A 13,254-nucleotide genomic window follows, 5' to 3' on the forward strand; every position below is an offset into this window, starting at 1 on the left:
AGCGTGGTCATTCCCGCCTCGCGTGGCCGCGTTTCGGCACCCCGCTGCAGGTATCAGAGTCGATGATTATGCTGGGGCGGAGCGCCGGGCCCACAGATGTGCTCGGGGACCTGTCCTTCCCCCCGTCTCGGCCCATCAGGAAGGCATTGTCGCGTGGATTCCACCGTGAGCCCCTCAGCGGATGTGACCTTGTCCAAGCCCGTCGTTCTCATCGCCGAGGAGTTGTCCTCAGCGACCCTCGAGGCGCTCGGTCCGGACTTCGACGTACGCCACTGCGACGGCGCCAACCGGTCCGAGCTGTTGGCCGCCGTCACCGACGTCGACGCTCTCCTCGTCCGGAGCGCGACCAAGGTCGATTCCGAAGTCCTCACCGCGGCCTCGCGGCTCAAGGTGGTCGCACGGGCGGGGGTGGGGCTGGACAACGTCGACGTGCGGGCCGCGACGCAGGCCGGCGTCATGGTCGTCAACGCTCCCCAGTCCAACATCGTCTCGGCCGCCGAGCACGCCATCGGCCTGCTCCTGGCGGTCGCCCGCAACATCCCCGCCGCCCACGTCTCGCTCAAGGCCGGCGAGTGGAAGCGGAGCAAGTTCACCGGTGTCGAGTTGCACGACAAGACTCTCGGCGTCCTCGGCCTCGGCCGGATCGGCGTGCTGGTCGCGCAGCGGCTGGCCGCGTTCGGCATGAAGGTCGTGGCGTACGACCCCTACGTCCAGCCCGGCCGGGCCGCGCAGATGGGCGTACGCCTGGTGCCCCTCGACGAACTGCTCGCGACCAGCGACGCGATCACCGTCCACCTGCCGAAGACGCCGGAGACGGCCGGCATCGTGGGTGAGGCGGAGCTCGCCAAAGCCAAGCCCGGCGCGATCATCGTCAACGCCGCCCGCGGGGGGATCATCGACGAGCACGCGTTGTACGTCGCCCTCAAGGAGGGACGGGTCGCCGGCGCGGGGATCGACGTCTTCGTCACCGAGCCGAGCACGGACTCGCCGTTGCTGGAGCTCGACAACGTGGTGGTGACCCCCCATCTCGGCGCGAGCACCGCGGAGGCGCAGGAGAAGGCCGGTGTCGCGGTCGCCAAGTCCGTACGCCTGGCGCTGGCCGGCGAACTCGTCCCCGACGCGGTCAACGTCCAGGGCGGCGTCATCGCCGAAGACGTCCGGCCGGGGATCCCGTTGGCGGAGAAGCTCGGTCGGATCTTCACCGCACTCGCCGGCGAGGTGGCCCTGCAGATGGACGTCGAGGTCCGCGGCGAGATCACCGACTACGACGTCAAGGTGCTCGAGCTCGCGGCCCTCAAGGGCGCATTCGCCTCGGTCGTCGAGGAACAGGTCTCCTATGTCAACGTCCCGTTGCTCGCCGCCGAACGCGGCCTCGAGGTACGCCTGCTCACCGATCCCGACAGCCCCGACTTCCGCAACCTCGTGACCCTGCGCGGGACCCTGGCCGACGGCCGCCAGGTCTCGGTCGGCGGCACCCTCGTCGGCCCTCGCCACGCCGAACGCCTGGTCGAGGTCGAGGGCTTCGACATCGAGATCGAGCTGACCGAACACATGGCAGTCCTGAAGTACGTCGACCGGCCGGGCGTCATCGGCGTCATGGGCCGGATCCTCGGCGAGGCGGGGGTCAACATCGCCGGCATGCAGGTCAGCCGGGACCGCCGAGGCGGCAAGGCCCTGGTGGCGATGACCGTCGACTCGGCGATCCCGCAGGCGGCGCTCGACGAGATCGCCCGCGAGATCAACGCCCAGGACATCCGCGCCATCGACCTCGTGGACTAGGGCCCAGAACTGGCCCGTGGCGGCCCGCGGTCAGCGGCGGGTCGCGATCAGCACGCTGGCGTCGCTGGCGACCATCACCTCGACCGTTGCGAACCTCGGATCTGTCAGCCACTGCATGCGCATGGTGTCGACCCGGCCCTGGTACATCGGCGGCCAGGTCGAACTCGGGGTGAAGTCGTCGAGCACGACGAACCCGCCTGGCTCCATGAGATCGGCAGCGGTGTCGGGTCCGGCGCGCTTGGCCTCGCGTACGTCGAGGAAGAGCAGCGCGAACGGAGCCTCGGCCGCGAGCTCCTTCCAGTCGGCCTCCAGGACGGTCACGGGCTCGTCTCCGGCGAACATCTCGCGGACCGCCTCGACGAGCGCCGGATCGTGCTCGGCGGTGAGGAGGCGCGCACCCTCGCGCATGCCGCTGCGCAGCCAGGCAGAGCCGACCCCGCAGCCGGTCCCGGACTCCGCGAGCGTGCCGGTGCGGGAGGCGGAGAGGCTCGCCAGCAGCCGGCCGGTCTCGTTGCGACAGGACGACACGAAGCCGCGACGCCGCGAGAGCTGATGGGCTCGTGCGACGACGGCCGGGATCTCAGGCGGCACGCTCATGCGCCAAGGGTGGGGTACATGAGGGCATTCCCGCCCCGGCGTCTCGACATGTGAAAACTTCCCTCGATCCGCGAGACAACTGCTAGGACGTCCAACTAATCTCGGTCGGGTCATGAGATTCGTCGTAATCCTTCGCTGCCGTGGCGGGGCCCGCTGAGGGTCGGCTCTCCGTCACGGGGTCCAGCGTTGCCGGCCCGCCCTTCACTCGAGATGGACGAGCACTCGAGACTGACGAAGACGCGTACGTGCGAAGGAGAATTCCGATGACCAAGGCGCATCGCGAGGCGCAACGGCTGGCCTACCAGGCCCTGCAGGAGGCGCTGGATCGCCGTGACAACGGCGGCAGGACCGCCGCCGCGGTTGCCGAGACCCGCACCGCACATGACAGCCGGGACGCCACCCCGCGCCCGCGGCCGGCAGTCGCCCCATCCGGAAATCCCGTCCGGTGAGATAGGCGACCTCCGCCGTCGAAGCAACTCCAACCGCCCGTCGAGGGCGCCCGTCGACACGACCACATTGCGTTCGACCACATGTCGAGACCTGAGTTTCGGGATGTGGACACTTGCGAATATGGTGATCCGTATGGCTCAGAGCATCCGGCTGGCTGTCATCCCTGGTGACTACATCGGCCCCGAGGTGACCGCCGAGGCCCTGAAGGTCCTCGAGGCGTGCGTACCGGCTTATGACATCAAGGTCGAACAGACGCAGTACGACCTGGGTGCCGAGCGCTACCTCGCGACCGGCGAGGTCCTGCCCGACAGCGTGCTGGCCGAGCTTCGTGCCCACGACGCGATCCTGCTCGGTGCGGTGGGCGGGCGACCGGGCGACCCCAAACTGCCGGCCGGGATCCTCGAGCGCGGGCTGCTGCTCCGGTTGCGGTTCGAGCTCGACCACTACGTCAACCTCCGGCCGTCGCGCAGCTTTCCGGGCGTGCCGACCCCGCTCGCGAGTGACGCGCCGATCGACTTCGTCGTCGTCCGGGAGGGCACCGAGGGGCTCTACGTCGGCAACGGCGGAGTGGTACGCAAGGGCACCGCCCAGGAGCTCGCCACCGAGGTGAGCGTCAACACGGCGTACGGCGTCGAACGCGTGGTCCGCGACGCGTTCCGGCGCGCGCAGGCTCGCCGGGGCAAGCTCACCCTGGTCCACAAGACCAACGTCCTGGTCCACGCAGGCGGCCTCTGGTCGCGGATCGTGGGGGAGGTGGCGAAGGAGTTCGCCGACGTCACCGTCGACTACCTCCACATCGACGCGGCCACGATCTTCCTCGTGACCGAGCCCGAGCGTTTCGACGTCATCGTCACCGACAACCTCTTCGGCGACATCCTCACCGATCTGGCGGGAGCCGTGACCGGCGGCATCGGCCTGGCGGCGAGCGGCAACATCAATCCCGACCGGACGGCGCCGTCGATGTTCGAGCCCGTCCACGGCTCGGCGCCCGACATCGCCGGCACGGGCAAGGCCGACCCCACGGCGGCGATCCTGTCCACCGCCCTGCTCCTCGAGCACCTCGGCGAGCCCGGGGCGGCCCGCCGGATCGAGGACGCCGTGAGCGCCGACCTCGACACCAGGGGCGGCGCCAGCCCTACCCGAACCACGGCAGAGATCGGCGATGCGATCGCCGCCCGAGTAGCCAGCTAGGCCTTTGGACGGGACCCACGTCCTTCGCAAAGGCCCGACGCCGCCCGCGTTCCGCGGGCGGCGTCCTTCGTCTCCAGTCCTCTGGTCTCCAGACTCCTTGTTCTCGTTACACGATTGGGTACGGTGCTGCCATGACCGCAAGCCTCGAGTTTCGCCGCGAGCTCACTCCTTCTCCCACTCCGGTGGAGCGTCGGGAGGATATCCTCGCGCAGCCCGGATTCGGGAGGTTCTTCACCGACCACATGGTCACGGTGACCTGGACTTCGGGGGAGGGGTGGCACGATGCCGTCCTCCGCCCGTACGGTCCGCTCTCGCTCGACCCGGCGACCGCGGTCCTCCACTACGCCCAGGAGATCTTCGAGGGTCTTAAGGCCTACCGCCACGACGACGGCTCGATCTGGACCTTCCGGCCAGAAGCCAATGCCCGGCGGTTCCAGAGTTCGGCGCACCGGATGGCGTTGCCGGAGCTCGACGCCGACGACTTCGTCGCCGCGCTCGACCTGCTCGTCCAGACCGACCACGAATGGGTCCCGACCGGCGGGGAGAAGAGCCTCTACCTCCGCCCGTTCATGTTCGCGTCCGAGGTCTTTCTCGGTGTGCGACCCGCCCATGAGGTGACGTTCGCGGTGATCGCGTCGCCCGCCGCGTCCTACTTCGCCGAAGGAGTCAAGCCCGTCTCGATCTGGCTGTCCGAGGACTACACCCGGGCCGCGGTCGGTGGCACCGGTGCGGCCAAGTGCGGCGGCAACTATGCGGCGAGTCTGCTGGCCCAGCAGGAGGCTGGCGCGAACGGGTGCGACCAGGTGGCGTTCCTGGACGCGGTCGAGCGACGCTGGGTGGAAGAGCTCGGCGGCATGAACCTCTACTTCGTCTTCGACGACGGGTCGATCGTGACGCCCGAGCTCACCGGCACCATCTTGGAGGGCATCACCCGCGAAGCGATCATGGCGCTCGGAGCCGAGCTCGGCCACAAGATCGAAGAACGCCGGATCGACGTCGACGAATGGCGTTCTGGCGTCGTCAGCGGCGGGATCGCGGAGGTGTTCGCCTGCGGTACGGCCGCCGTGGTCACCCCGGTCGGATCGTTGAAGTGGCGCGGTGGCGCGCTCGAGATCGGCGACGGCTCGGCCGGCCCGGTGACCTCGCGGATCCGGCAGCAGCTGCTCGACATCCAGTACGGAAGGGCGCAGGACGCCCACGGCTGGCTCCACCGGGTGCGCTGACCGCTCCTCCGCACGCGGACACGGCCGAACACATCGCCGATGTCACGCTGAGTACTCGATACCAACGTCTTCGCTGATCATCACGGAGCGTCTCCACGGCCTTGCCGATCGACACGGATCGGCGAGGGATCCTGCGCAAATAGGCGTAGGAGGAGTAGCTTCTGTGCGCACAGTACGCGACCTCTGCCGGTAACGAACGCCGGTGACCAGGCCCTCGTCGGTCGCGTCTTGAAACAGGGAGTAACGGAGGTATGAGCGAAGAGAGCAGTGCAGTGGCGTCCCACCCGACCAAGGGAGAGTTCGACCTCACCAGGGTCGAGTGGCGCGCGGCAGTCCCCGGTGGGGACATCGAGGTCGGTTTCGTCGACGACCTGATCGGCATGCGCAACGCCCAAGATCCGGACGGGCCGATCCTCGTCTTCACTCCTGGCGAGTGGGAGGCGTTCCTGTCCGGTGCGAAGGACGGCGAGTTCGATCCCGAGGTCCTCGACCTCGAAGGGGCCGAGGTCGGCGCGGATCCCGGCGGCTCGGGCTGAGACCGGTCGTCAGGTGATCAGCGGCCCGCGAACGGGACATTGGGTTTCTGCAGGGAATGTCCTCTTCGCCGGCCGTTGATCACTCCCGGATCTCCACCGCCCAAGAAGACACCGCCCAAGAAGACACCGCCCAGGAAGACACCGCACCACTCCGCCGCGTGAGATGCCATTGCTGGGTCGGAGCCAGACTCTGCACGAACCGCTCATCGTGGCTGACCGTCACCGTCGTACCTCCGAATGCGGCGACCGCGGCCTCCAACACGTCCAGGGACTCGAAGTCCAGGTAGTTGGTGGGCTCGTCGAGCAGCAGCACCTGCTGGCCGCCGTTGATCAGCGCGGCCAGCAACAACCTCCGCAGCTCGCCCGCGGAGAGTGTGCCGAGAGGCCGCCGGAACTGCGAAGAGTCGAAGAGGTACGAGTCCAGCAGGTGTTCGGCCTCCTCCTCGTACATCGGGACTTCCCTGCGCAGGTAGTCGAGCACCGGCATCCGCAGGGGGAGCCGGTCGTGCACCTGGGGGAGTACGCCGATGCGGGCGGTGGTGGCGATCTCCCCGCCGGCCGGTGCCAGCTCGCCTGAGAGCAGCGCGAGCAAGGTGGACTTGCCGGTGCCGTTCTCCCCGGTGACCAGAATCCGCTCACCACCTCTCACCACCGCCGAGAAGTCCTTCCACAGCAGGCCGTTGCCCCGATCGGCCGCGACGCCGTCCAGGGTGAGGACGGTGCACTCGGGCGGTGTCGTGGCGGCGAGGTCCAGCACCAGGGGCGGGCGTTCCTGCGGGTGCTCGATCCAGCGTGCGGACAGCATTTCCCTGCGCAGCCTGCGTTCCCGGGCCTTCGCCTTCTTCGCGACCTTCTTGGCGTACCGGCGTGCCTTGTCGTTGTGGGTCGTGAGTTCGGTCCGCAACGCCTGGTTCGCGGTGCGTTCGATGTCGGCGGCGAGACGCCGGCGGTGCTTCTCCTGGGCTTCGTAGTCGGCCAACAGCCGCGCCCGGCGGCGTTGCTTCTCCGCGCGGTAGGCCGAATAGCCACCTTCGTAGAACTCTGCCCGGTCGGTGAGGATGTCGAGTTCGACGATCCGGTCGATACTCGCGTCGAGGAATGCCCGGTCGTGGGTGATGACGACGACCGCCCCGCGGTAGTCCGCGAGGAACTCGCCCAGCCAGCTGACGCCGGCGAGATCGAGGTGGTTGGTGGGTTCGTCGAGGAGCAGGATGCTCGGCTCCTGCAGCAGCAACCGCGCCAGCATGAGCCGTGCCTGCTGTCCTCCGCTCACGTCGACCAGGGGGGTACGCGGGTCGAGGGACGCAATGTCGAGGTGGCCGCGTACCTCCTCGGCACGCGCCTCCGCCTCCCAGCCACCCAGCAGCGCGAAGCGGTCCTGCAGTCCGGCGTACTCCGACAGTGTGCCGCCGGCCGCCGGGGCGTCCCTCGCCATGACGTCCTCGAGAGTCCGCATCCGCGCGGCGATCCGGTGCAGCTCACCGAGACCCTCGTCGAGGTACGAACCCACCGTGGCGTCGGTGTCGGCGATCTCCGCGTCGAGATAGCCCACCCGGCCGTGCGGGCCGTACGCCACCGACCCCGCGTCCGGGCGCTCCCGCCCGGCGAGCAGCCGGAGCAAGGTGGACTTACCGGCACCGTTGGGGCCGACGAGGCCGACCCGCTCGCCCGCGTTGACGGTCAGGCTGATGTCGGTGAACAGCGGCTCGTCGTCGTAGCTCTTGGCAAGACCGGACGCCTTGAGCACGGCGGCGGAGGGCGCTACAGAATGTCTGGCGGATGCAGTCATGGGGCCCCGGACTCGATCGGACCGGTCGTGCCGGACAGGTGAGCGGCAACCGGGATGTCGGGAAAGGTGAGTTCTCCTCAGATGCCCATGAGTCAGAGCCTAACCGCCGACGGGACGGACTCTCCAGAGATTTGCCCAAGATCACGGCCCGCCGGGCGCGGCCTCTCGATCGGCAGGACCGCCTGCCGGGAATGGGGTGGTTGACCTGTGCCCGGGGTGATGTGCGACACTGCCGGAATGCTGAAGACCTTCACCCTGATCATTACGTAGGCGCGCCGGACCTGCTTCTCTCGTCCAGCGCGCAGACCTCTCGCTTCCGGCGGGAGGTTTTTTGTTTGTCTCAAGCCCTCCCCGGTTCAGCTCCCACGCCGAGCCCGCAGACGTCAACTCGAGCAGTCATCCCCCAGGAGCGCCTCCCGATGAGCGACTTTCACGTCTACGACACCACGCTTCGCGACGGTGCCCAGCAAGAAGGGCTGAGCCTTTCCGTCGACAACAAGCTGACGATCGCCCGGCACCTGGACGAACTCGGCGTCGGCTACATCGAAGGCGGCTGGCCGGGAGCCAACCCCAAGGACACCGAGTTCTTCGCGCGGGCGCGGTCGGAGCTGCACCTACGCCACGCCACGCTCGCCGCGTTCGGTGCCACGCGGCGGGCGGGGGTGGCGGCGGCAGACGACCCGCTCGTGGCGGCCCTGCGCGACTCCGGTGCCAGCGTCGTGACACTGGTCGCCAAGAGCCACGACCGCCATGTGGAGTTCGCCCTGCGTACCACGCTGGAGGAGAACCTCGCGATGGTGCGGGACACGATCGAACACCTCCGCTCCTGCGGGCAACGGGTCTTCCTCGACGCCGAGCACTTCTTCGACGGTTACCGCGAGAATCCGGCCTACGCCATCGAGGTCGTACGCACGGCCGCCGAAGCGGGGGCGGAGGTCCTCGCGCTCTGCGACACCAACGGCGGCATGCTTCCCGACCATGTGGGCGAGGTCGTCGACACCCTGCTGAGCACGGCCGGTCTCGCGGGGACCACCGCGCGGGTGGGAATCCACTGCCACAACGACGCCGGCTGCGCCGTAGCCAACACCCTCGCCGCCGTACGCGCCGGCGCCACCCACGTGCAGGGAACCCTCAACGGCTACGGCGAACGCACCGGCAACGCCGACCTGCTCACCGTCGTCGCCAACCTCCAGCTCAAGCTCGGACATGCGCTCGTTCCCGAACCTGCCCTTCGGGAGGCGACCAGGATCGCCCATGCCGTATCGGAGGTGACCAACGTTCCTCCGTACTCCCGTCAGCCCTACGTCGGCGCGTCGGCCTTCACCCACAAGGCGGGACTGCACGCCAGCGCGATCAAGGTCGACCCGAATCTCTACCAGCACACCGATCCCGAGCTTGTCGGCAACGACATGCGACTGCTCGTCTCCGACATGGCGGGCAGGGCGAGCATCGAGCTGAAGGGACGCGAGCTCGGATACGACCTCGCCGGTGACCGCGAGCTCGTCACGCGGATCACCGAACGGGTGAAGGAGCTGGAGTCGCGCGGATACACCTTCGAGGCCGCGGACGCGTCGTTCGAGCTCCTGCTCATCGAAGAGGTCGAAGGCGTCCGACCGACGTTCTTCGAGGTCGAGTCCTGGCGGGTGATCACGGACTCCAGGCCCGGCGAGGAAGCCGTCTCCGAGGCGACCGTCAAGCTGCGCGCCGGGGGCGAACGCACCATCGTCACCGGCGAGGGCAACGGCCCGGTCAACGCGCTCGACAGTGCGCTCCGCGGCGCGATCGGGCAGGCGTACCCCATCGTGGACAAGCTCGACCTGATCGACTACCGGGTCCGCATCCTCGAAGCGGGCCACGGGACCGACGCCGTGATCAGAGTTCTGATCGAGCTGTCCGACGGCGAGGAGTCGTGGGAGACCTGCGGCGTGGGGCACAACATCGTCGAGGCGTCGTTCGAGGCACTTGTCGACGGCGTGACGTTCGGTCTCGTCCGCGGTCAGGTCGGCCAGGGCGGCCAGGTCGGGGAGCAGGCGACCTGACCAGGGCGGCCCGGTAGGCTGCGAGCTTCCGTACGGATCCACCGGGGCCGCCGGCGCGGATCCACCGGCGACCAGGAAGCACGAAGGCAGGTTGGCCTTGCGCATCGCCCGGTTCAGTGCAGGTGAGGACCCGAAGTACGCCGTGATCGAAGGGGAGGCGGGGGCCGAGATCGCCGCGGTGATCGACGGCGACCCGCTCTACCGGCCCGTCCAGCCCACCGGCGAACGGCTCCCGCTCACGGACCTACGCCTGCTGGCGCCGATCATCCCACGGAGCAAGGTGATCGGCGTCGGCCGCAACTACGCCGAACACGCTGCCGAGCTGGGCAACGAGGTTCCGGCCGAGCCGTTGATCTTCCTCAAGCCCAACACGTCGGTCATCGGGCCGCGTGACGGGATCGTCTACCCGGCAGAAACCTCGGACCTGCACTACGAAGGCGAGCTGGCGGTGGTGATCGGCCGGATCTGCCGACACGTGCCACGCGAACGCGCCGCCGAGGTCATCTTCGGCTACACCTGTGCCAACGACGTCACGGCCCGCGACCTGCAGAAGACCGACGGGCAGTGGGCGAGGGCCAAGGGATTCGACACGTTCTGCCCGATCGGCCCCTGGATCGAGACCGAGCTCGACGCCTCCGACCTGGCGTTGACGACGACCGTGGCGGGGGAGCCTCGCCAGTCCGGGCGTACCTCGCAGATGATCCACGACATCCCGTCCCTCGTCTGGTACGTCAGCTCGTTCATGACGCTGTTGCCCGGCGACCTGATCCTCACCGGGACGCCGGCCGGTGTCGGGCCGATGCGTCCCGGTGAGGAGGTGTCGGTCACCATCGAGGGCATCGGCACCCTGACCAACCCGGTGATCGCCCATGGCTGAAGGCGGTTCCGCCCGGCCCTCACCAGCCGTCCGTACCCGCTTCGCGCCCTCCCCGAGCGGCGACCTGCATGTCGGCAACATCCGAACCGCGTTGTACGCATGGGCATGGGCGCGCCACACCGGGGGCCGGTTCGTCCTGCGGATCGAGGACACCGACCGGTCACGCATCACCGACGAGGCGATCGCGTCCGCCCTCGAGGACCTGCGCTGGCTCGGCCTCGACTGGGACGAGGGTCCGGAGATCGGCGGCGACTGCGGCCCGTACCAGCAGAGCGAACGCCTTCCGCTCTACCACGAGTGGGTCCAGCGGTTCCTGTCCGAGGGCACTGCGTACCACTGCTACTGCACGCAGGAGGAGCTCGACGCCGAGCGGGAAACGCAACGCAGCAAGGGCCTGCCGCCCGGCTACAGCGGTCGCTGCCGGACGCTGACGGCTGCGCAGGTCGCGGACTTCGAAGCGGAGGCACGCAAACCCGTCGTCCGCTTCCGGATGCCGCCCGGCACCACCACCGTCCACGACACGATTCGTGGCGAGGTGGTCTTCGACCACGCCAACATCCCCGACTTCGTGATCATGCGGGCCAACGGCTACCCCCTCTACAACCTCGCCGTGTCAGTGGATGACGCGCTCATGCGGATCACCCACGTCGTCCGCGGCGACGACCTGCTGGCCTCGACGCCGCGGCAGATCGCGATGTACGAGGCGATGGGCGTTCCCGCCGAGGACGTCCCGGTCTTCACCCACTGCCCGTACGTCCTCGGGACCGACGGCAAGCCGCTGTCGAAGCGCTACGGATCGGCCTCCATCGAGTGGTACCGCGAGAACGGCTACCTTCCGGAAGCGGTGGTCAACTACCTCGCGCTGCTCGGCTGGTCACCGGGCAACGACCGCGAGGACCTCCGCCTCGACGAGCTGGTCGAGCTCTTCGACCTGTCCCGGGTGGGTGCCACGCCAGGTCGCCTCGACCCCAAGAAGCTCGACGCCATCAACGGGGACAAGATCCGCGCGCTCGGCGTTGACGAGTTGGCCCATCGGATCATGCCGTTCCTGCAGGCGGCCGGGCTGGTGGCCGAGCCGGTGCATCCGGACCAGGCACGGCTCGTGGTGGCCGCCGTGCCCCTGATTCAGGAGCGGCTGACCAGGCTCACCGAATCCGTCGACCTGCTGGCCTTCCTCTTCGTCCGCGAGGGCGCCTTCACCGTCGACCCGGAGGCTGCTGCGCGCGTACTCACCACCGACGCCGGACCTGTCTTGTCCGCGGCGTACGAAGCCCTCGCGGCGCTCGCCGTATGGGACCGGGCAGCCATCGAGCAGGCGCTGCGGCAGGTCCTCGTCGAGAAGTTGGGACGCAAGCCCAAGCACGCGTTCGGGCCCGTACGCGTGGCCGTGACGGGGCGGCGGGTATCCCCGCCACTCTTCGAGTCGCTGGAGCTGCTGGGAGCTCACCGCACGCTCGGGCGGATAGAGCGGGCGCTCGAGGTGGACGTCGGCTAGCCGACCCTGATGGCCCGTGTGGGGGTACGCGACGGCTTCGCTATCATCGAGGCGGCCCGCTGCCAGATGGTGGTTCGGGCCGACCCATGGGGTATGGGGTAATTGGCAGCCCGACGGATTCTGGTTCCGTTAGTCTAGGTTCGAGTCCTAGTACCCCAGCGGGTGAGCTGGGAGTCTCCGCGTTCTCGGGAGTCTCCGGTTGGCTGGGAGGCTCTGGTTGGCTGGGAAACGCTGGTTGGCTGGGAAACGCTGGTTGGCTGGGAAACGCTGGTTGGCTGGGAGGCTCTGGCGGACGGACAGTCTCCGGTTGATAGAGTGCAGCTCGCTTTGCGGCCCCGTTGTGTAGCGGCCTAGCACGCCGCCCTCTCAAGGCGGTAGCGCCGGTTCGAATCCGGTCGGGGCTACAGGCTCTTGGGCGATCCGTGTGCGCTAAGCGCACCGGGTCGCCTTTCGCGTGTCACTGACGTCGTACGACAGCAGGTGTCTGCGTTTCCGGAGGTAGAGCATCCGGAACGTGACCTAGCGTGTGCAGCCTTGCGGAAGGACGCCGTGCGGATCGACTTCTGAGCCCGACCGGCACCCCGGGACACGGTGCGTCGGCACCTGGGGACCGGCCGCAGGTGACCTACCAAGGCTCAGAGAACCTTGATCAGCCCGAGTACTGCTTCGCTGCGCCGATCGGGATGTCTGAAACGGCAGGCTGACAGCGGCGGTGTCTCCTCGCCATGGAAGGGGATCGGGATGCCCTCGAGGTGGGCGAGGTCGTAGATGGTGAGCAGGTCGATCCTCAGTGGAACGCCGTCGCGGTCGACCGGCGGACCCACGTAGAAGTCGCTCACGGCCTCCGCCATCACCGATTCCGTGGTGCCGTAGAAGGTTCGGCCGTCGCACATGGCCGAGCTCAGGGAGGTTGCCGAGACCACGCAGGGCACGACGTGCAACTCGACGCCGTAACGGTCGTAGGCCTCGTGCAGCGGGCCCTTCCGCTCAGGGTCGTACCGATCCGTGCCGGTCGCCCTGATCACTTCGCCCAGCGAGTCGTGCGTGTGCGTCGGATGGTCGATCAGGCTGACGGACCGGATGGCAATCTCGCGTTCCCCGTCCTGGCCGAAGTTCTTGCAGATGACGTCATCGAGAGCTGCGCCGACGGCTTCCGCGTCGGGAGGCGCCGTGAGGTCGTACGTCGGCAGCGACATGGTGACGACGGTGACGGGCATCGGTCCTCCAGAGCCGCTCTTGACGGTGTGCCGCCCTGGCCTGCGCTGCAACCGTGTGCCG

General features: G+C 68.5%; 11 protein-coding genes and 2 tRNA genes. 10 read left to right on the forward strand and 3 right to left on the reverse strand.

All coding sequences use genetic code 11. The features are described 5' to 3' along the window. Nucleotides 1-165: 165 nt before the first annotated feature. Nucleotides 166-1,779 carry a phosphoglycerate dehydrogenase gene (serA, locus tag ABNF93_RS04420; RefSeq protein ID WP_349326223.1) on the forward strand — a complete coding sequence of 538 codons (1,614 nt, stop codon included), beginning with the start codon at nucleotides 166-168 and terminating at the stop codon, nucleotides 1,777-1,779. 30 nt (nucleotides 1,780-1,809) lie between these two features. On the opposite strand, the gene ABNF93_RS04425 is transcribed toward serA, so the two are convergent. Further along, nucleotides 1,810-2,376, reverse strand: coding sequence for an O-methyltransferase (locus ABNF93_RS04425; protein WP_349326224.1), 567 nt, complete (start codon nucleotides 2,374-2,376; stop codon nucleotides 1,810-1,812). A 263-nt stretch (nucleotides 2,377-2,639) separates the two neighbouring features. On the opposite strand from ABNF93_RS04425, the gene ABNF93_RS04430 reads away from it, so the two are divergent. From ABNF93_RS04430 to ABNF93_RS04445, 4 genes are all read left to right on the forward strand, one after another. Continuing rightward, entirely contained in the window at nucleotides 2,640-2,825 is a 186-nt protein-coding gene (locus tag ABNF93_RS04430) for a hypothetical protein (protein ID WP_349326225.1), read from the forward strand. 133 nt (nucleotides 2,826-2,958) lie between these two features. Then, nucleotides 2,959-4,017: a 3-isopropylmalate dehydrogenase gene (locus ABNF93_RS04435; RefSeq protein ID WP_349326226.1), complete on the forward strand. Its 1,059-nt coding sequence runs from the start codon at nucleotides 2,959-2,961 to the stop codon at nucleotides 4,015-4,017. 131 nt (nucleotides 4,018-4,148) lie between these two features. Beyond that, nucleotides 4,149-5,240: a branched-chain amino acid aminotransferase gene (locus ABNF93_RS04440; RefSeq protein ID WP_349326227.1), complete on the forward strand. Its 1,092-nt coding sequence runs from the start codon at nucleotides 4,149-4,151 to the stop codon at nucleotides 5,238-5,240. 251 nt (nucleotides 5,241-5,491) lie between these two features. Next, the gene (locus ABNF93_RS04445) at nucleotides 5,492-5,776 is read left to right on the forward strand and encodes a DUF397 domain-containing protein (RefSeq protein ID WP_349326228.1); all 285 of its coding nucleotides are present in this window, start codon (nucleotides 5,492-5,494) and stop codon (nucleotides 5,774-5,776) included. 79 nt (nucleotides 5,777-5,855) lie between these two features. Here ABNF93_RS04445 and abc-f read toward each other — a convergent pair whose 3' ends face one another. Then, nucleotides 5,856-7,565: a ribosomal protection-like ABC-F family protein gene (gene abc-f, locus ABNF93_RS04450; protein WP_349326229.1), complete on the reverse strand. Its 1,710-nt coding sequence runs from the start codon at nucleotides 7,563-7,565 to the stop codon at nucleotides 5,856-5,858. Between the two features lie 419 nt (nucleotides 7,566-7,984). Here abc-f and cimA point away from each other — a divergent pair, with 419 nt between their 5' ends. From cimA to ABNF93_RS04475, 5 genes are all read left to right on the forward strand, one after another. Continuing rightward, the gene (gene cimA / locus ABNF93_RS04455; protein ID WP_349326230.1) at nucleotides 7,985-9,604 is read left to right on the forward strand and encodes a citramalate synthase; all 1,620 of its coding nucleotides are present in this window, start codon (nucleotides 7,985-7,987) and stop codon (nucleotides 9,602-9,604) included. A 97-nt stretch (nucleotides 9,605-9,701) separates the two neighbouring features. Further along, a complete protein-coding gene (locus ABNF93_RS04460; RefSeq protein WP_349326633.1) occupies nucleotides 9,702-10,481 on the forward strand; it encodes a fumarylacetoacetate hydrolase family protein in 780 nt (259 codons plus the stop codon). Then, nucleotides 10,474-11,976: a glutamate--tRNA ligase gene (gltX, locus tag ABNF93_RS04465; RefSeq protein ID WP_349326231.1), complete on the forward strand. Its 1,503-nt coding sequence runs from the start codon at nucleotides 10,474-10,476 to the stop codon at nucleotides 11,974-11,976. The genes ABNF93_RS04460 and gltX overlap by 8 nt, the downstream gene beginning before the upstream one ends. 87 nt (nucleotides 11,977-12,063) lie before the next feature. Beyond that, a tRNA-Gln gene (locus tag ABNF93_RS04470) sits at nucleotides 12,064-12,135 on the forward strand. 172 nt (nucleotides 12,136-12,307) lie between these two features. Then, nucleotides 12,308-12,380, forward strand: a tRNA-Glu gene (locus ABNF93_RS04475). Between the two features lie 231 nt (nucleotides 12,381-12,611). On the opposite strand, the gene ABNF93_RS04480 is transcribed toward ABNF93_RS04475, so the two are convergent. Continuing rightward, complete coding sequence (locus tag ABNF93_RS04480) at nucleotides 12,612-13,193, reverse strand: hypothetical protein (RefSeq protein ID WP_349326232.1); 582 nt, start codon at nucleotides 13,191-13,193, stop codon at nucleotides 12,612-12,614. Between the last annotated feature and the right edge of the window lie 61 nt (nucleotides 13,194-13,254).

This window comes from Actinopolymorpha sp. B9G3, from assembly GCF_040120725.1.
Lineage (GTDB): Bacteria > Actinomycetota > Actinomycetes > Propionibacteriales > Actinopolymorphaceae > Thermasporomyces.